The 19,354-nt window shown below is 45.1% G+C and carries 18 protein-coding genes; 11 read left to right on the top strand and 7 right to left on the bottom strand.

The genetic code is table 11. The features are described 5' to 3' along the window. Positions 1–13: 13 nt before the first annotated feature. Positions 14–892: a 4-hydroxy-tetrahydrodipicolinate synthase gene (gene dapA / locus R7070_RS12520; RefSeq protein ID WP_005380422.1), complete on the bottom strand. Its 879-nt coding sequence runs from the start codon at positions 890–892 to the stop codon at positions 14–16. Positions 893–1,368: 476 nt separating this feature from the next. On the opposite strand from dapA, the gene R7070_RS12515 reads away from it, so the two are divergent. Both R7070_RS12515 and bcp read left to right on the top strand, forming a co-directional pair. Then, positions 1,369–1,911, top strand: a complete 543-nt coding sequence (locus R7070_RS12515; protein WP_005380420.1) for a glycine cleavage system protein R — start codon at positions 1,369–1,371, stop codon at positions 1,909–1,911. A 16-nt stretch (positions 1,912–1,927) separates the two neighbouring features. Next, a complete protein-coding gene (gene bcp, locus R7070_RS12510; RefSeq protein WP_005380418.1) occupies positions 1,928–2,398 on the top strand; it encodes a thioredoxin-dependent thiol peroxidase in 471 nt (156 codons plus the stop codon). Positions 2,399–2,475: 77 nt separating this feature from the next. Here the strand turns inward: bcp and R7070_RS12505 are convergent, their stop codons facing one another. Together R7070_RS12505 and R7070_RS12500 are read right to left on the bottom strand one after the other, a co-directional pair. Further along, entirely contained in the window at positions 2,476–3,549 is a 1,074-nt protein-coding gene (locus tag R7070_RS12505) for an AI-2E family transporter (RefSeq protein WP_005389843.1), read from the bottom strand. 1 nt (position 3,550) lies between these two features. Further along, positions 3,551–3,787 (bottom strand): sulfurtransferase TusA family protein, encoded by a 237-nt coding sequence (locus tag R7070_RS12500; protein WP_005380414.1) that lies wholly within the window; start codon positions 3,785–3,787, stop codon positions 3,551–3,553. A 257-nt stretch (positions 3,788–4,044) separates the two neighbouring features. Here R7070_RS12500 and R7070_RS12495 point away from each other — a divergent pair, with 257 nt between their 5' ends. The 4 genes from R7070_RS12495 to R7070_RS12480 are packed head-to-tail and all read left to right on the top strand — an operon-like array spanning position 4,045 to position 6,896. After that, positions 4,045–5,496, top strand: a complete 1,452-nt coding sequence (locus tag R7070_RS12495) for a tetratricopeptide repeat protein (protein WP_005394337.1) — start codon at positions 4,045–4,047, stop codon at positions 5,494–5,496. A 16-nt stretch (positions 5,497–5,512) separates the two neighbouring features. Then, a complete protein-coding gene (gene arsC / locus R7070_RS12490) occupies positions 5,513–5,863 on the top strand; it encodes an arsenate reductase (glutaredoxin) (RefSeq protein WP_005380410.1) in 351 nt (116 codons plus the stop codon). Then, positions 5,864–6,433, top strand: a complete 570-nt coding sequence (gene wrbA, locus R7070_RS12485) for an NAD(P)H:quinone oxidoreductase (protein ID WP_005380409.1) — start codon at positions 5,864–5,866, stop codon at positions 6,431–6,433. Between the two features lie 22 nt (positions 6,434–6,455). Beyond that, positions 6,456–6,896, top strand: a complete 441-nt coding sequence (locus tag R7070_RS12480; protein ID WP_256900669.1) for a DUF2069 domain-containing protein — start codon at positions 6,456–6,458, stop codon at positions 6,894–6,896. A gap of 140 nt (positions 6,897–7,036) precedes the next feature. On the opposite strand, the gene R7070_RS12475 is transcribed toward R7070_RS12480, so the two are convergent. Beyond that, a complete protein-coding gene (locus R7070_RS12475) occupies positions 7,037–8,245 on the bottom strand; it encodes a DUF2066 domain-containing protein (RefSeq protein ID WP_054577598.1) in 1,209 nt (402 codons plus the stop codon). A gap of 365 nt (positions 8,246–8,610) precedes the next feature. Here R7070_RS12475 and R7070_RS12470 point away from each other — a divergent pair, with 365 nt between their 5' ends. Next, positions 8,611–9,864 (top strand): uracil-xanthine permease family protein, encoded by a 1,254-nt coding sequence (locus R7070_RS12470; RefSeq protein WP_005389855.1) that lies wholly within the window; start codon positions 8,611–8,613, stop codon positions 9,862–9,864. Between the two features lie 116 nt (positions 9,865–9,980). On the opposite strand, the gene upp is transcribed toward R7070_RS12470, so the two are convergent. After that, the gene (gene upp, locus R7070_RS12465) at positions 9,981–10,607 is read right to left on the bottom strand and encodes a uracil phosphoribosyltransferase (protein ID WP_005380401.1); all 627 of its coding nucleotides are present in this window, start codon (positions 10,605–10,607) and stop codon (positions 9,981–9,983) included. Between the two features lie 179 nt (positions 10,608–10,786). On the opposite strand from upp, the gene purM reads away from it, so the two are divergent. After that, positions 10,787–11,827 (top strand): phosphoribosylformylglycinamidine cyclo-ligase, encoded by a 1,041-nt coding sequence (purM, locus tag R7070_RS12460; RefSeq protein WP_005389861.1) that lies wholly within the window; start codon positions 10,787–10,789, stop codon positions 11,825–11,827. Between the two features lie 151 nt (positions 11,828–11,978). Next, complete coding sequence (purN, locus tag R7070_RS12455; protein ID WP_005394347.1) at positions 11,979–12,635, top strand: phosphoribosylglycinamide formyltransferase; 657 nt, start codon at positions 11,979–11,981, stop codon at positions 12,633–12,635. A gap of 389 nt (positions 12,636–13,024) precedes the next feature. Here purN and R7070_RS12450 read toward each other — a convergent pair whose 3' ends face one another. Both R7070_RS12450 and lpcA read right to left on the bottom strand, forming a co-directional pair. Continuing rightward, positions 13,025–13,870 (bottom strand): class II glutamine amidotransferase, encoded by an 846-nt coding sequence (locus R7070_RS12450; RefSeq protein WP_005380394.1) that lies wholly within the window; start codon positions 13,868–13,870, stop codon positions 13,025–13,027. A 50-nt stretch (positions 13,871–13,920) separates the two neighbouring features. Beyond that, complete coding sequence (lpcA, locus tag R7070_RS12445; protein WP_005380392.1) at positions 13,921–14,496, bottom strand: D-sedoheptulose 7-phosphate isomerase; 576 nt, start codon at positions 14,494–14,496, stop codon at positions 13,921–13,923. Between the two features lie 376 nt (positions 14,497–14,872). On the opposite strand from lpcA, the gene fadE reads away from it, so the two are divergent. Together fadE and R7070_RS12435 are read left to right on the top strand one after the other, a co-directional pair. Beyond that, positions 14,873–17,317 carry an acyl-CoA dehydrogenase FadE gene (gene fadE / locus R7070_RS12440; protein ID WP_005385392.1) on the top strand — a complete coding sequence of 815 codons (2,445 nt, stop codon included), beginning with the start codon at positions 14,873–14,875 and terminating at the stop codon, positions 17,315–17,317. A 202-nt stretch (positions 17,318–17,519) separates the two neighbouring features. Further along, a complete protein-coding gene (locus R7070_RS12435) occupies positions 17,520–19,295 on the top strand; it encodes a SulP family inorganic anion transporter (RefSeq protein WP_054577597.1) in 1,776 nt (591 codons plus the stop codon). Positions 19,296–19,354: the final 59 nt, after the last annotated feature.

The following is a 19,354-nucleotide window of genomic DNA, read 5'->3' as shown; positions in this document are numbered from 1 at the left end:
TAGTAACTCAATCTTAATAAATATGGGCGTCTGTTAGCGCCTGCTCGACGATCGGCTGCGATTTTTCAGAAAGCGTAGTTAAAGGAAGACGCAAACCACCTTCTTCAATCAAACCAAGCTTTTGCGCTGCCCATTTTACTGGGATAGGGCTTGCTTCGATGAAAAGGTTTTTGTGTAGAGTCATCAAGCGTTGGTTAATCGCTTCTGCTTCTTCGTACTTACCTTCACTTGCCAAATGGAACATGTCTGCCATGTCTTTAGCTGCAATATTGTTCGTTACCGAGATAACACCATTGCCGCCAAGTTTCACAAAATCCAGCCCTGTCGCATCATCGCCACTTAGTAAGATAAAATCTTCGCCACAAAGTTCACGATGAATTGCAATTCGTTCCAAATCGCCCGTTGCATCTTTTAGAGCCACGATATTATCAAGCTTTGACAAGCGTGCCACTGTTTCTGGCTGCATATCAACAGCAGTACGGCCTGGTACGTTGTACAAAATTAGAGGCACATCACTCGCTTCGGCAATTGCCTTGTAATGTAAAAACAAACCCTCTTGAGTTGGTTTGTTGTAATACGGTGTCACACTCAGGAAGCCAGCAATACCAGAATCAGCCAGTAATTTGCTAAATGTTACTGCCTCATGGGTTGCATTTGCACCCGTGCCAGCAATCACAGGGATGCGACCGTCGGCAAACTCAACAGTTTTATTAACGACCTTCACATGCTCTTCAATGGTCAGTGTCGCTGACTCACCTGTTGTGCCTACTGCCACAATACCGTCTGTACCCGCTTCAACGTGGTACTCTACTAGCTTTTGCAGACCGTCAAAGTCTACTTCGCCATCTGCTTTGAATGGCGTAATCAGCGCTACGATACTTCCTGAAAACATGTTTATCTCCCTCATTTAACTCTTTCTGCATGGTACTGTAATGCGATTGAAAAACACAAGAGCGTAAACTCGCTTACAAAGTACAAATGAATGAATAATTATCAGTTGTTAGAGGTCTAGCAACTTAATTGCTCTATTTGGTTTGATTAACGGCAATATTGATAATCGTGTTGGGCTTTCGAGTGACTTTAGAATCTATCAGTGATTTGGAAAATACTGAAGAGCACAAGCAAGGAAAATATACTCTTTGGTCTTGTTAGCCAAGTCAGATCTAAGTGAATAAAACGGCCAGACAATAGGCAAGCACATCATGCAAACGTTTTGTTTATCCTATAGCCTGCATTTACTGTTTATTTCCCACCACTCCCCTCAAGCTCCGACTGCTTTTTTATGGACTAAAAAAGAACTGGCTCGATATTTCTTCGCAATATCTGTGCTAACATCTCTCTATTGAAGAAAGGACAAGAAGCTCATTTATGAAGCAACATCTGGTACTTACAGCAGTTGGAACGGACCGTCCAGGCATTTGTAACCAAGTCGTACAGCTCGTTACTCAAGCTGGTTGTAACATAGTCGATAGCCGTATCGCTATCTTTGGCAGCGAATTTACGCTGATCATGCTCCTGACTGGGAACGCCAGCAGCGTGACTCGAGTTGAAACACAATTGCCCCTGCTTGGCCAAGAACATGACCTTATTACGATCATGAAACGCACAGCGGCGCACGAACTGCTCGATAACAGCTACACCATGGAAGTGTTTATTGAGTCTGAAGACCGCCCTGGGTTAACTGAAAAATTTACTAAGTTCTTCGCTGATCAGCAGATTGGTTTAGACTCTCTTAGCGCGCAAACCATCAGCAAGTCGAAAATTCAACTCGATTCTGACCAGTTTCATATTGCGATTACTGCATCTGTAAGCGCGGATTTTAATTTGATGCAGTTACAAGAAGACTTCGATGAACTTTGTAAGTCGCTCAACGTACAAGGTTCTCTGAATTTCATTAAAAACACACTATAAAGTAAAGGAAATCAAAATGAATACGCTGACAGCAGGCTCGCCAGCGCCAGCCTTCTCTTTGCTCGACCAAGACGGAAATACCGTTTCTCTTGAAGACTTTAAAGGCAAGAAAGTACTTTTCTACTTTTACCCTAAGGCGATGACGCCGGGTTGTACTACACAAGCAAAAGGCCTTCGTGACATCAAAGCTGAACTCGATGCACATAACGTGGTGGTACTCGGCGTAAGCATCGACCCTGTAAAGCGCCTAGGCAAGTTCATCGAGCGCGATGATTTAAACTTCACTCTGCTTTCTGATGAAGACCATGCCGTTGCTGACCAGTTCGGCGTTTGGGGCGAAAAGAAATTCATGGGCAAAGTATACGACGGTCTTCACCGCATTAGCTTTCTGATCAATGAAGAAGGCGTGATCGAACATGTGTTCAACAAGTTCAAAACCAAAGATCACCACGAAGTCGTATTAAACTACTTAAACGAAAACGCTTAAACGCTATTGTTTTTCTACAAACAAAAAGCCCAGCAAACTGCTGGGCTTTCTTTTAACCATCGTACCTTTGGTAACAACTACTCTTGTTCGACAGGTTCGTTTTCTTCCGTGCTTGGTAATGCATGCCATACGGCTTTGACTAATGTCGCTAAAGGAATGGCGAAGAACACCCCCCAAAAACCCCACAGCCCACCAAAGACTAATACAGCCACAATGATAGCAACTGGGTGTAAGTTTACTGCCTCGGAAAACAGAACAGGAACCAACACATTACCATCCAGCGCCTGGATAATACCGTAAGCAAGCAACAACCAATAAAACGGAGGCGTTAAACCCCATTGGAACAAACCAACGATAGCAACAGGTACAGTAACAGCCGCCGCACCGATATAAGGAATCAAAACCGACAGACCAACGGCTACGGCAAGCAACGCCGAGTAACGAAGATCTAAAAGGGCAAAAGTCACGTAGCTCACACCGCCCACGATTAAAATCTCTAACACTTTACCGCGAATGTAATTTGATATCTGCTCGTTCATTTCATGCCAAACTTTATTCGCCAATTTACGGTTTTTCGGCAGAATACCGCTTGCGATTCGCAGCATTTCTTCTTTGTCTTTAAGCAAAAAGAAGATAAGGAGTGGCACTAAGATCAAATATACCGCTAGCGTTGCAATGCTAACTAATGAAGCAAGCGACCCTTTGACGACACTTTCACCCAGCCCCAGTGCTTGGTTTTTGGCGTTCGTCACCACGGTTTCTACTATTTCTAAATTGGCTAGTTCAGGATGGCGCTCTGGCAATGTGACAATAAACTTTTGTAGCCCGTTGTACATGTTCGGAATATCGTTAATTAGATTACCGACCTGAGTCCAAATCGTCGGAACCAAGCCAAACAACGCAATTAACATTAACCCGACAAAGACCAAGATCACGATAATAACCGACAAAGTGCGCGGCACGCCCATACGACACATTTTGACAACTGGCCATTCAAGTAGATAAGCCAAAACGATCGCGACAAGTAATGGCGCAATCAAGTGTCCAAAGAAGTAAATGGTGATAAAGCCAAACAGCAAGATCGCGACGAGACTTACTGCGTGAGGGTCAGAGAAACGTCGTTTATACCAACGACTAACCATTTCAAACATCTTATGCGGATTCCTTATTGAAGACAGTCAATGTGTAGTGCTCTGATGTAGATTGGCAATCAACCGAGTACCCTTGGGCACTAAGATAGTTCACAATGTCTCGTTTAGAGCTGTTGTCCACCACTTGAATGACAAGTTGATGATACTGCTTTGCTTCTCCTTGAAAGACCTCAGCAGCATGACGCTTTGCAAGTAACAGTGCCATAGGACAACGTTGCTCACGCAAATCAAGTAACATGGATTCCATTGTATTGCTCTGCACTTATGATAGGGTTGTATTGTAACGGCTTTTTGAGCTGGTGCTAGCACTTCTGACATGATTTAACCACATGCTGAAATAGCTCGGATGTAAAATAATTTACGAAACCAATTCATTTATTTCCGGTCTTACTGTTAGCTTATATCCTCACGGATAACCAAAACGTATGTGGCGCTGTTAATAGGCTCTCGACCTGTAACCACATGCTTATGTATTTTGGAGAACCTTTTAAACGTATGTTAAAACGCACTCGCTCGCTAGTTTGCTTATGTCTTGCTGCTGCCATCAGTTCGCCGACAACTTATGCCAATAGCATTGACTTGCCAGACATTGGCACAGCTGCTGGTGGCACGCTTTCAATAGACCAAGAGTTGATTTATGGCGACGCCTATATGCGTATGCTCAGAGCCAGTAAACCTATCGTTAATGACCCTGTCATCAATGAATATATTGACTCTCTTGGGCACAAATTAGTGGCCAATGCGAATGATGTAAAAACGCCGTTCCACTTCTTTATGATTCGCGACCGTAATATCAACGCATTCGCGTTTTTTGGTGGCTATGTAGCGCTGCATTCTGGGTTGTTTCTTCATGCTCGTTCAGAAAGTGAGCTGGCCTCTGTTGTCGCTCACGAGATAGCGCACGTCACACAACGTCACCTTGCTCGGAGTATGGAAGAACAAGCGCGTCGCTCTCCGGCCACATTAGCCGCACTTGCGGGGGCACTACTACTTTCAATTGCCTCACCCGAAGCGGGGATGGCTGCAATTACAGCAGCAACCGCGGGCAACATGCAAAGTCAAATCAACTACACTCGTGCAAACGAAAAAGAAGCGGATCGCTTTGGTATTTCGACATTAGCAAAAGCCGGCTTTGATGTTCAAGCAATGCCAAGGTTTTTTGGCCGTCTTGCTGATGAGTATCGTTATGCGAGTAAACCGCCACCAATGCTCCTGACTCACCCTTTGCCTGAAGATCGAATTACCGATAGCCGTGCGCGAGCAAGAACCTATCCTCCAATGCGTGTTGTGCCTTCAATAGACTATCATCTAGCTCGCGCGCGCATTGTGGCTCGTTACGCTGGCATTGATGGACAAGCCGCCCTGAGCTGGTTTGAGAGAACCCAAAAGAAAGCCTCTGCGGACATTACACCTGCTTTTGATTATGGTCGAGCACTCGTGCATTTAGACAATAAACGCTTATCTCAAGCGGAACCAATTTTGAAAAAGTTACTGGAACAAGACCCAAGTAACCCGTTTTACTTGGACGCTATGACGGATTTATACATCGAGAAGAAGCAGCCAGAAAAAGCAACCGAGATGCTCCGCAAAGCGTTATCTCGTAACCCTCAAAATAAAGTATTGACCATTAACTACGCCAATGCGCTACTTGAGGACAATAAAAACGATCAAGCCACGCGAGTTCTTCAAAGATACACTCATGACTATCCTGAAGATACAAATGGCTGGCACCTAATATCGAAGAGCTACCACGCGCTGGGGCGTAGCGATGAAGAGTTGGCTGCTCGAGCAGAAATTTTGGCATTGCGAGCAAATTGGAATAAAGCGATTCAATATTATAGTGAAGCAAGTAAAATGGCCAAGTTGGGCAGCTTAGAGCAAGCGCGATACGATGCCCGTATCGACCAACTCATGATCCAAAGAGATCGATTCATGGCATTACAATAACGAAATGGAGAAAACCATGTCAGTCGTGATTTATCACAACCCTCGTTGCTCAAAGAGCCGTCAAACACTTGAACTGCTTGAGCAAAATGGTGTTACACCGGAAGTCGTCAAATACCTAGACACACCACTTAACGTGGATGAACTAAAAGCGCTGTACGCCCAGCTTGGCTTTTCATCTGTACGTGAAATGATGCGCACTAAAGAAAGTGAATATAAAGAGCTTGGCTTAGGCGAAGACTCCGTCAGCGATGAGCAATTATTCGAAGCAATGGCGAAAAATCCAAAGTTGTTTGAGCGTCCGGTTGTCGTTGCTAACGGCAAAGCAAAAATTGGTCGCCCACCAGAGCAAGTGTTGGATATTTTATAAATGGATTGCCAGATCCTTATTTTGTATTTCAGCCGTCATGGCTCGACAAAACAACTGGCAAGACAAATAGCAAGAGGAGTCGAATCGACTCCTCAATGCCAAGCAATTTTGCGTACAGTTGAAGAATTGTCACCTCACTCACACTCCCCTTCTGATCCAATTGTTACTCTAGAGGAACTAAAAACGTGCGACGGTCTAGCGTTTGGCAGTCCCGTCTGGTTTGGCAACATGGCTGCGCCTTTAAAGCACTTCTGGGATCAGACTACATCTTTATGGGTCAGTGGTGACTTAATCGATAAGCCTGCTTGTGTCTTTACCTCTTCGTCCTCGATGCATGGTGGTCAAGAAACAACGTTACAAAGCATGATGACCCCTTTATTGCATCACGGGATGATGGTTTTGGGCATTCCTTATTCCGAGCCAGAGTTACACACTACGCAGTCCGGAGGCACTCCGTATGGCGCCAGCAGTGTAGGCCATGAGGCAACCCTAAGCAGTGAAGAGATTCGCCTGGCACAACAATTAGGCAAAAGGCTGGCAACTGCAGCGTTAAAACTAAAAGTCTGTTAGTAAAATCAAGGATAGTTAATCGATGTCTGACTCTTTAGACCAAACACCACTCGGTACACAGGCTAAAACCTATCGTTACCTGGCTTTATTTGGCAACTTAGCCTTATTAGCCTGGGTCGCTATTTGGCAGCTTGCGTTATCCCCTCACCCTCAACTCAGCAGCACAACACTTGCTATTGCTTGGTGTATTCCGCTACTACTTCCGTTACCTGGTATTTTAGCTGGTAAGCCTTACACTCATGCTTGGGCTAACTTTGTTCTTATGCTGTATTTCTTGCATGCGCTGACCATCCTCTATGTGGATGGGGGTGAACGCTGGCTTGCGGCAGTGGAACTGATACTGACTTCACTCGGTTTCGCTGGCAATATTTTGTTTGCTAGAGCGAGAGGCAAAGAGCTAGGCCTTAAGTTGAAACGCCTCTCTCAAGTAGAAAAAGAAGAAAAAGCGAAATTCAATAAATAACGCCAATCGCAGTCAATCACTGATCATTGGTTCGAATACGAATTTAGAAAACAAAAAGAGTCGCTATTGCGACTCTTTTTTATGCTTACCACATTGGTGTTTGATCCTTGCGTTTCACGCCTGGAACGCTACCAAGGAGATTACGATGCCGAGCGCCACTCGTAGATCAAGTCATACTGTTCTCGGACAGGCTCCACAATCATCGGCTGAGTTGGTTGTGTTTCGTCACTTGCTTCTGCCACAACATTTACTGGTACTTCAGGCTGCGCTTCTTTTGGCGTCGCGGCGTCTTTTGCTTCATTACTCTGAACCAATGGCTCTTCTTCTTGAGTTGAAGCTGGGGCATCAACTTCACCTAAAGGATCTTCAAAAACCATTAATTGAGAAATAGAAGAAGCTTCTTTCTCAAAAGCTTGTTGTGATGCCAAAAGGTGGATGTTGAGCGTTAACTCGTCCCCTTGAACACGCTTAATCTCTGTACCCGCAACCGAATTAAGTTGTTTTAGCGCATTCTCTAAACGGAAGAAGTCCGTGGCAGAGGTTACATTAAGGACTTTCACTGCTAGCGCTTTTGAAGACTTTCCTGAAACCACAACTGCACTCTTACTTGCATAGTAGTCTGCGATGCCATCCACCATTTCTGCAATAGCATTAGCACCTGATGCAGACTCGCTACGCGGAGAACGTTGCGCTTCTACAATTCTCGTTGGCGACTGGTCGTAGAGTGTCCAACGAATTTGTTCACCTTGAGCCCGTACAACCAAAACGGCGTCAGCTGGGTAGCGCTGGCTGGCTTGACCAATTGGCTCAATAAAGCCGCCCCAAAGATCAGAGACATTAACACCGGTTACATCATCAAAATCCCCAACCGGGATAGTGATTGGTAGGCCTCTTAATTTCGCTGCGCTACGAAGTGCTGCAACATTTGAAGATTCAGAATGTTCCCACGCAATGTTACGATCGTAACCCTGTTCTTCAACCATCCAAACTAAAATATTGGCACGATTTGGCGACCAAGATGGCAATTGTGCTTGTGTTAAAAGAGAGCTGATTTGGTCGTTGTTAAACAACATTTTTAAGCTCGCTTTTCCATCAACCTGCCCATAGCTTAGTTGAGAAATGTAACGCGCACTTGAGCTAAGTGCCTTTTTAATCACTGGATTGCTTAAAGAGGATTGAGAACCGGTCGCTCGAACAATCACATCCTGCATACCTTGTTGACGAGCCAAAGACTCACCGTCGTTCTGCTCACTGTCGATAACCACTTCGGCACGATAGATATCCACCTGAGTTAATGCATATACTGGTAGGGACAACCAACCTATCAATAAGAGAGCTAAATAGCGCATAGTTTTTATAATCCTCTGAACAAGAACCCGAATAATAAGCAACTATCAAATCTTGAGCAAGGTAAGTACTGAGTAAATTGTCTGTATTATGACCAGCTTTGTTAACTCGGGCCTCAACCAGCACTTCAGTGCTATTTTTTATAATAAACTCATTGCTTATTAAGCTATCTCAACAAGTTAGGCTGTCCATTTTTCATCTTCACGCAAGACACGTAAAAGAGGACAATTTGCAAGCAAGCAACTCTCAAAAGTGCTATTTATGGGAAAAATTCAATCGAAAGTTTGATCTATGCAACATTGCAAACGATTGCAGGATGATAGTATTCGCCGGATTTGTCTGCGTATCTTGAAAATAGGGAATTATTATGAAAAACGCGTTACAAGGCGCTCAAATGCTCTTTGTCGCTTTTGGTGCTTTGGTGCTTGTGCCGCTCCTAACTGGCCTTGATCCAAACGTAGCCCTCTTTGGTGCCGGTGTCGGTACCCTCCTCTTCCAATTAATGACTAAACGTTCTGTTCCCATCTTCCTTGCCTCTTCTTTTGCGTTTATTGCTCCTATTATGTTCGGTATCCAAACTTGGGGTATCGGTGCAACGATGGGCGGCTTGATGGCAGCTGGCTTAGTTTATGTGGCTCTAGGGGCGATGATCAAAGTGCGTGGTGTTGGATTTATCCATAAAATTCTCCCGCCCGTTGTCGTTGGCCCTGTGATCATGGTTATCGGCCTTGGCCTTGCCCCAACAGCAGTGAACATGGCGGTAGGTAAAACTGGTGATGGAGCTGCACAGCTAGTTAATGGTGATGCTGCGATCATTATCTCGGCGGTCTCACTGCTCACAACCATTGTACTCAGCGTTTTTGCAAAAGGCTTTTTGAAGCTCGTTCCTATTGTTGGTGGTATTCTTGCTGGTTACTCTGTTTCTCTATTCTACGGGGTGGTTGATTTCACTCCCGTAGAACAAGCGGCTTGGCTAGCCATGCCAAACTTCACCGCGCCAGAGTTCAATATCAACGCAATTTTGTTCATGATTCCTGTCGCTATCGCACCTGCGGTTGAGCACGTAGGTGACATGCTTGCCATCTCAAACGTTACAGGTAAAAACTACCTGAAAAAACCAGGCCTTCATCGCACAATCGCAGGTGACGGGGTGGCAACTATCGCAGCTTCGATGGTGGGTGCTCCACCAAACACCACTTACAGTGAAGTAACAGGAGCGGTAATGCTAACCAAAGCATTTAACCCTGTGATCATGACTTGGGCAGCAATCACCGCAATCGTACTTGCATTGGTAGGTAAGCTAGGTGCGGTTCTTCAAACGATTCCAGTACCTGTCATGGGCGGTATCATGATTCTGCTGTTCGGCTCTATCGCAACGGTAGGCCTCAACACACTGATCAAGAATAACGTTGATTTACATAAGTCTCGTAATCTAGTGATTGTTGCCGTAACCCTTGTGTTTGGCATTGGTGGTATGGCCTTCGGTATTGGTGAGTTCAGTCTACAAGGTGTGAGTCTATGCGGTATCGTGGCAATTATTCTTAACCTTGTGCTACCAAACGATTTAGGTGAAAACCACGTTGTAGATAACGCACAAATGGAAGAAGAAAGCGCGAAATAGTTCGTTTGCGCCGCTTTATTAGTTGGCGTGTCTTACTCTTCTTCTCTTGTAGATACAAAAAAGGCTTGGTTTTCACCAAGCCTTTTTCTGTTCAGTCATAGTAATACATCAAAGAATTACTTAGTACCGAAGATCTTATCACCTGCATCGCCTAGACCCGGAACGATGTAGCCTTTGTCATTAAGCTTCTCATCGATTGCCGCAGTGTATAGCTCAACATCTGGGTGTGCTTTTTCTAGCGCTTCAATACCTTCTGGTGCAGCAACAAGTACCAGCACTTTGATTTGGTTACAACCTTTCTCTTTTAGGAGATCGATCGTAGCAATCATAGAACCACCTGTTGCAAGCATTGGGTCAACAACAAGCGCAATACGCTCCTCGATGTTTGAAGCAAGCTTGTTGAAGTAAGGAACTGGCTCAAGCGTTTCTTCATCACGGTAAATACCCACAACACTGATACGTGCGCTTGGCATGTGCTCAAGAACTCCATCCATCATGCCTAGACCTGCACGTAGGATTGGCACTACGGTTACTTTTTTACCTTTAATCTGGTCTACTTCTACCGGACCGTTCCAACCATCAATGGTCACTTTTTCTGTTTCAAAGTCTGACGTTGCTTCGTAAGTAAGTAGGCTACCGACCTCAGTCGCTAACTCACGAAAACGTTTTGTGCTGATGTCACCTTCTCTCATTAGACCAATTTTATGTTTTACTAGAGGGTGCTTTACTTCAACAACTTTCATGTCCATCTCCGGCTATAGTTGGCAATATTTAAACAAACCTTCAGATTATACATGATTTTCACAGGGATATCAGGATAAATCACTAAAGAAAAAAACAGACGCAAACGTTTGCTATCTATGTTTAAGCACTGTTAGAATAGCGCCGTTTTCATATCCAACTTAATACCGAGGACTTCCCTGTGAGTGGTAACAACTCTTCTCTTAGCTATAAAGACGCTGGTGTAGATATTGATGCAGGCAACGCGCTTGTGGATCGTATTAAGGGTGCGGTAAAACGTACTCGTCGCCCTGAAGTTATGGGTGGTATCGGTGGTTTTGGCGCGCTATGCGAATTGCCAACTAAATACAAACAACCTGTACTGGTTTCTGGTACTGATGGCGTTGGCACAAAACTTCGCCTAGCACTGGATATGAACAAGCACGACACGATTGGCATCGACCTAGTGGCAATGTGTGTAAATGATCTTATCGTGCAAGGCGCAGAGCCACTGTTTTTCCTAGATTACTACGCAACAGGCAAACTAGACGTTGATACCGCAGCGGATGTTGTTTCAGGTATCGCAGAAGGGTGTGTTCAAGCAGGTTGTGCCCTAATTGGTGGCGAAACTGCGGAGATGCCTGGCATGTATGAAGGCGAAGACTACGACGTAGCTGGTTTCTGTGTTGGCGTAGTAGAAAAAGAAGACGTGATTGACGGCACGAAAGTCGCTGCTGGTGATGCACTTATCGCTGTTGGTTCAAGCGGCCCACACTCAAACGGTTACTCCCTTATCCGTAAGATCCTAGAAGTATCTGGTGCAGATAAGAGCGAAGAGCTAGCAGGCCGCACTATTGGTGAGCACCTACTAGAACCAACAAAAATTTACATCAAGTCAGCACTTAAGATGATTGAGAAACACGACATCCATGCGATTTCTCATATCACTGGTGGTGGTTTCTGGGAAAACATCCCACGCGTACTGCCTGAAGGCACGAAAGCAGTTATCGATGGTAACAGTTGGGAATGGCCAGTTATCTTCAAGTGGCTACAAGAGAAAGGCAACGTCGACACACACGAAATGTACCGCACATTCAACTGTGGTGTAGGTCTAATCGTCGCACTACCGAAAGACCAGGCAGATGCAGCAGTTGCTCTTCTTAAAGAAGAAGGCGAAAACGCGTGGGTGATTGGTCAAATCGCACAAGCAGACGCGAACGAAGAGCAAGTTGAAATCCAATAATTTGCAAATCGAGCTCAAAAGATAAGAAGAATGAGGACACTAGATGACTAGGTCCTCATTTTGCTATCTAGAACACTAAAAACCATTCTATTAGTAGGTAGTTTAGAAGCTACATAACTCCAACCTACAATACCAAGGCGCTCTCGACATCATGAAAAACCATACCCTAAAAAACATTGTGGTCCTCATCTCGGGTAACGGAAGTAACCTGCAAGCTATCTTGGAAGCTTGCGAAGACAGCATGCCAAACGCACGAGTGGCAGCCGTGTTCTCTAACAAAGCAGATGCTTTTGGTTTAGAACGTGCAAAAAAGTTTGATGTGGACGGTCACTTTGTCGACCCTAAAGCATTCAGCTCGCGTGAAAGCTTTGATGCAGAGCTAATGAGTCAAATAGATGAATACCAACCAGACGTGATTATTCTTGCTGGTTACATGCGCATTCTGAGCAGCGCATTTGTTTCTCATTACATGGGTAAGATGATCAATATCCACCCTTCTCTTCTACCAAAATATCCTGGGCTACACACACACCAGAGAGCAATTGATGCTGGCGATAAAGAACATGGTACGAGTGTGCACTTTGTAACGGAAGAGCTTGATGGTGGCCCTGTCATACTGCAAGCAAAAGTTCCTGTGTTCGAAGACGATGATGCTAGTGTACTTGCGGCACGTGTTCAGGCGCAGGAGCACCGAATCTACCCTATGGTGGCTAAGTGGCTGGTAGACGAGCGGTTGATCATGAAGGATGGTAAAGCCTATTTAGATGGCGCAGAGCTTGGCGTACATGGGTACGCCTCAGATGAGTAGCCCTGAATAATAAACTCCAAGCACAAAAGAGCAGCCTGAGGGCTGCTCTTGGTTGTTTTAATACTTATAAACTTGATTCAAGAAAGCCGTAGTGAGACTAGAAACCTAAAACCCAACATTCTAAAAAATCCCATAACCACTTGAGTAACATAACACTCGGAAAGTAGATTCTGAATCTGGTTCGTTCTTCACCGTTCAGACTGACGAGGTGTTTTATGAGAAATTTCTATCAGTTACGTCTTTACAGCAAGCCTTAGCGAGACTAGGACTCTACTACCAGCACTCTAGAAAGTAAGAATGCTCATCCGTATCCGCCCTCGGTTTAAAACGCATAAAAATAAAGCTCGCGATTAAGCGAGCTTTATTTTTATATTCAGAGTAAGAGACCATCACTCTAACGGTTCGGTTGGCGCTTGATTGCCCGGCTTAGCCGCCGCAAACGGCACATTTACCAGTTCAGAGGCATTATTTTTGACTAGTTCACCTAGGTGAAACAAGCCGTATTCGCCAGGTTTCATACGCTGCCAAGCTTCGTTGCCCGTCAAAGGTTGAGTTGCAATCACAGAAACGATGTCGTGTGGCGTTGTTTCTTCTTGGAAGTTAATTTCCACATCTTCATCAAGCAACGCGGCTTTTCCAAACGGTGCGCGTCTTGTGATCCAATACAAATGATTGGTGCAATACGTCATTACATACTCACCATCACTCAGAAGCATGTTAAATACACCCTTCTCTCTTAGCTCATCACAACATTTAGCAACATATAAGAATACCGACTCCATATCCTTTGGTGGCTCAGGATATCGATCTTCCATTTGCTTCAATAACCAGCAAAATGCCAGTTCACTATCTGTTTCACCGACAGGTCGATGTCGACCTGTATGCAAGTCTTGATAGCCAGAGAGCTGACCGTTATGCGCAAACGTCCAATACCTACCCCACAGCTCACGTGTAAAGGGATGAGTATTTTCTAAATTAACACCACCACGATTCGCCTGTCGGATATGACTAACGACCGCACGACTTTTGATGGGATAATTTTGTACCAACTCTGCTATTTTAGACTCACAACTTGGCTTGGGATCTTTGAAGGTTCGAAAGCCCTTCCCTTCGTAGAAGGTGATCCCCCATCCGTCACGGTGTGGGCCGGTTCGGCCTCCACGCTGCATGAGCCCAGTAAAACTGAAACAAATATCCGTTGGAACATTAGCGCTCATACCGAGCAATTCACACATGGTTTAAAAAACTCCCTAACAACACAGCTCGAAACGGTGGCCGTAAACGATTATTCCATCTCTTTTTCGATCAACTGAATGATGATATGAATAATCTTAATATGAATTTCCTGAATGCGGTCTGCATAACCAAAGTGTGGCACGCGGATTTCAATATCTGCAAGGCCTGCCATTTTGCCGCCATCTTTACCTGTTAGCGCAATCGTCTTCATGCCTTTCGCTTGTGCTGCTTCAATCGCTTTCAGGATGTTACCTGAGTTACCTGAAGTCGACAGACCAAACAGTACGTCACCTTTTCGACCAACCGCTTCTACATAACGTGAAAACACGAAGTCATAACCAAAGTCATTACTCACACAAGAAAGGTGGCTTGGATCTGAAATAGCAATACCAGCATAGCCAGGACGATTTTCTCGGTAACGGCCTGTTAGCTCTTCGGCAAAGTGCATTGAATCACAGTGAGAACCACCGTTACCACATGACAATACTTTACCATCTTGTTTGAATGAGTCAGCAATCATTTTCGCCGCTGCTTCGATTTGCGCAATGTTATGGTCATCGCTTAAAAATTTGTTGAGCACTTCAGCAGCTTCGTTTAATTCACTTCTAATCAGATCATGGTACATAAGACGTTCTCTTTATTATTTCGGCTTCAGTCAGCTCTTGACTCACTGAGCAAATTGTTCTGATACCAATTTGGTATCGGACATTTCATAAACCTGAACTCGGGTTTGATTACTCTGAGTTTACCCACAAACGAGAATTAGTGTCGATAGTGAACCAACAGATTTAGATTAGTGATGGTAATAAACTTGTCAACTTGCTCATGAAACCATCACTCAAATCTCAACTTTAGAATTTTAACTCTACTTAGATCACTTTTTATCCAATCTTATGTTTTACATTTCCTTAATATTTTGATTACACTTAAACCAACTGGTTAGACCTCTTACCTAACATACAGACGTACAAAACTTATAAAGTCTGAAAAGGAAAATATATATGGACATCTTGCTCTCAATCATCACGATGGCGATCGTGCTAGGCATTACGCTCTACCACCGCATGTCTCTCGTGAAATCTATTAGCTTACTCACCGCGGCCATGCTGGCTCTTACAGTAGCAGGAACTGTCGGCGTTATTGGTTGGGCTATTTACGTTCTCGCCGCAGCTGTGCTCGCGGTTCCTGGCGTACGTCAGTCTTTAATTAGCCGCAAAGCGTTAGTGCTTTTCAAGAAAGTGCTGCCAGCTATGTCTCAAACCGAAAAAGAAGCGTTAGACGCAGGTACCGTCTGGTGGGAAGCCGAACTGTTTAAAGGCAAACCAGAGTGGCAAAAGCTACACGCGATTCAAGCACCTAAGTTAAGTGCGGAAGAACAAGCCTTTTTAGACGGCCCTGTGAATGAAGTGTGCGCCATGGTGAGTGATTTCCAAGTGACCCATGAACTCGCGGACTTACCGCCAGAAGTTTGGCAATACCTGAAAGATCATAAGTTCTTCGCCATGATCATTAAGAAAAAGTACGGTGGTCTGGAATTCTCAGCATACGCGCAATCACTAGTACTACAAAAACTAACGGGTGTTTCTGGCGTTCTATCGTCTACCGTTGGTGTTCCTAACTCTTTGGGCCCAGGTGAGCTACTGCAACACTACGGTACTGAAGATCAAAAAAATCATTACTTACCGCGTCTAGCTGAAGGTAAGGAAATCCCTTGTTTCGCCCTAACAAGTCCAGAAGCGGGTTCTGACGCAGGCTCTATTCCAGATTACGGTGTGGTCTGTAAAGGCGAATGGGAAGGAAAAGAAGTACTGGGTATGCGCCTGACTTGGAACAAGCGCTACATCACCCTAGCGCCAGTCGCAACGGTACTAGGCTTAGCATTTAAACTTCGCGATCCTGAAGGTTTGCTAGGCGACAAAGAAGATCTTGGCATCACTTGTGCGCTTATCCCAACTGATGTCAAAGGTGTTGAGATTGGTAACCGACACTTCCCGCTCAATGTACCATTCCAAAATGGTCCAACGCGCGGTAAAGACATCTTTGTTCCTATCGATTTCATTATCGGTGGTGAAAAAATGGCGGGCCAAGGTTGGCGTATGCTGGTTGAGTGTCTGTCGGTTGGACGTGGTATCACGCTACCTTCAAACTCAACAGGTGGCATCAAAACTGCGGCAATGGCAACCGGTGCTTACTCACGTATTCGCCGTCAGTTCAAACAGCCGATCGGCCATATGGAAGGAGTTGAAGAACCATTAGCACGCTTGGGTGGTAATGCTTACGTGATGGATGCAGCAAGCAACTTAACCGTTGCGGGTATCGACTTAGGTGAAAAACCTTCAGTTATCTCAGCTATCGTGAAGTATCACTGTACGCACCGCGGCCAGCAAAGCATCATCGATGCAATGGACATCGTAGGCGGTAAAGGTATCTGTATGGGACCTTCTAACTTCCTAGCTCGTGGTTACCAAGGTGCGCCAATCGCAGTAACGGTTGAGGGTGCTAACATTCTAACACGCTCAATGATCATCTTTGGCCAAGGCGCAATCCGTTGCCATCCGTACGTTCTTGAAGAAATGAACGCGGCGTATTCTGAAGCAAGTAATGCTGTCGAGAAATTTGATAAAGCGCTTGCTGGTCACGTGAGCTTTACAATGAGTAACCTAGTGCGCAGTATATGGTTTGGTTTGAGCGACGGTCTGGGCTCTTCATCGCCAACCAAAGATGCAACCAAGCGTTACTACCAACAATTGAACCGCTACAGTGCAAACCTTGCCTTACTATCGGATATCTCGATGGCAGTGCTAGGTGGCTCTTTGAAGCGTAAAGAGCGTCTATCAGCGCGTCTTGGTGACATTCTAAGCCAGCTATATTTAAGCTCTGCGACGTTGAAACGTTTTGAGCAAGATGGACGCCCAGTCGAAGATTTACCATTAGTACACTGGGGTCTACAAGACAGTTTGAAACAAGCGGAAGTGGCGGTAGACGAATTCTTAGCAAACTTCCCGAACAAAGTGATTGGTCGTGCACTGCGCGTGTTAATCATGCCATTCGGTCGTGTACGCAAAGCGCCAAGCGATAAACTAGACAGTAAAGTGGCGCGCATTCTACAAACGCCAAGTGCAACGCGCTCACGCATTGGTCGCGGTCAATACCTTGAACCAACCGAGCACAACGCAGCAGGTAAGATTGAGCTTGCGCTGTCAGTCATTCTTCAAGCTGAACCTGTGTTTGACAAAGTATGTAAAGCGCAAGGTAAGCGTCGCCCATTCTTACGTTTGGATATGATTGCTCAGGAAGGGCTAGAGCAAGGCTTTATCACGCAAGAAGAAGCCGATCTACTCAGAGAAGCGGAACAGCATCGTCTAGATACAATCAACGTTGACGATTTTGAGCCGGAACTGCTTGCCGCAAAGCCGCTATACCCTCAGATGGATAGTGTCGCGTAACTCTAGAATCTGAGACCACAAACGGGAGTATCAGCTCCCGTTTTTTATTGCTTCCAGAATCGGATTCATAACACCTCACACTACAAAGCCCCCCTGCGCAATAAAATCCTCGCACTCCAATCTTTTCCCCGATTTCCAGTGATAACTAACTCACAGACGTTCCAACTAAGCGGTGTATACTTTAAGTAACTCACTCACATATATGGTAAATCCGTTGGCTAAAATATTACTCGCACAGTGGTTCCCAGGGCTTGTTCAGCTTAAGCATTATCAAAAAGAATGGTTTGTTAACGACTTTAGAGCCGCCTTTTCTGTTGTCGCGGTTGCACTGCCAGTTGCCATAGCTTACGCACAATTAACTGGTGTATCCGCAATTGTCGGTCTGTATTCGTGTGTACTGCCAATGTTGGTTTACGCCATGATGGGCACATCTCGGCAACTCATTGTCGGACCCGATGCAGCAACCTGTGCAGTGATCGCAGCTGTTGTGACACCACTTGCCGCAGGTGACCCCACAAAACATTGGCAGTTGGTTATGACCATGACAGCGATGACGGGAATTTGGTGTGTACTGGCAAGTCGTTTCAAGCTAGGGGTATTTGCAGATTTCCTTTCTCGTCCGATTCTTTTGGGTCTACTCAACGGTGTTGCTCTCACAATTATCGTTGGTCAGTTTGCGAAAGTAGTCGGTTTGAAATACGAGCAACGTTATTTACTGGAACGTTTATGGGAAGCTCCACAACGATTAACCGATCTTCATTGGCCTACTGTAACTCTGAGTATCGTGACGATTGTCGTTTATTTGCTCACCAAACGCTACCGACCAACTTGGCCTGCTGCCATGCTGGCGATCCTCGTAACTACTGCGTCAGTTTGGTTTTTCCATTTACAAGAGATGGGCGTATCGGTTGTCGGACTCACTCAAGGTGGCTTCCCCCAGTTTCAAACACCGGAGTTTGAGCTAGGTGAAGTCCGTGAACTAGTGGTCCCGGCGCTCAACCTTGCGATTGTCAGTTTTGTTAGCATGATGCTCACCGCCCGCAGTTTCGCGGCTAAAAACGGTTATGATATTGATGCAAATAAAGAGTTTCAGGCGTTGGGTTTTGCCAACATTGCCTCAGCGTTTTCACAAGGTTTCGCAATAAGCGGCGCTGACTCACGCACAGCCGTCAATGATGCAAATGGCGGTAAATCTCAATTAGTTTCGATTGTCGCCGCAATCACCATTGCCATTATTGCGGTATTTATTTACGAGCCTTTGCAGTTCATCCCTATCGCTTCACTTGGTGTTGTATTGATCATTGCGTCCCTATCGCTGCTCGATCTTAAAGCAATTTGGAAATTAAAATCTCGTGACAAAGATGCATTTTATCTGGCCATCATTACTTTTATTTCTGTGTTGATCGTGGGTGTAATACCGGGGATCACTTTGGCGGTATTGCTAGGGCTGTTTCAATTTTTACGGATTGTCATGCGACCGAGTGATCAGCTACTTGGCTTGGATGAAAAAGGTACCATTCGGACCATCGACGACTCAGGAAAAGCTTCGCCTATTCCTGGAATGGTGATTTACCGCTTTAACTCACCGCTAACTTACTTCAATGCTCCTTACTTTAAACGTAGAGTGTTAGAGCAGGCAGAGCATCACAAAGACGCAAGTTGCGTTGTCATCGACGCCGTATCGAGCTTTACTCACTTGGATCTCAGTGTGATGGCAACACTGGCAGATATTCACAATACTTTGAAAAAGAGAGGTGTACGCTTAATCCTCGCAGGAAGGAAACGACGTCTTCGTCAATGGTGTGAGCTTACTGGTATCAGCACCAGTGAAGGAGGCATCTTACTGCGAGCTGATATGTACCTTGCCATTAAACTTAGTGGCTGTTACATCAGTGCTGTGGGTGAGGGACAAATTCCTACTGTTCAAAAAGAGCCTGATTTAGAGCAGCCACCCAAACCAATTCCAGAAGTGGCTTAAATAGAAATTTAATATAGAAAACAGGAAATTAAACTCCTGTTTTCTAGTGCTTATCTTCA

Source organism: Vibrio sp. 1557, assembly GCF_033340175.1.
Lineage (GTDB): Bacteria > Pseudomonadota > Gammaproteobacteria > Enterobacterales > Vibrionaceae > Vibrio > Vibrio alginolyticus.
Note: the sequence above shows the minus strand (reverse complement) of the source record. Positions and strands in the feature narration are given on the sequence as shown.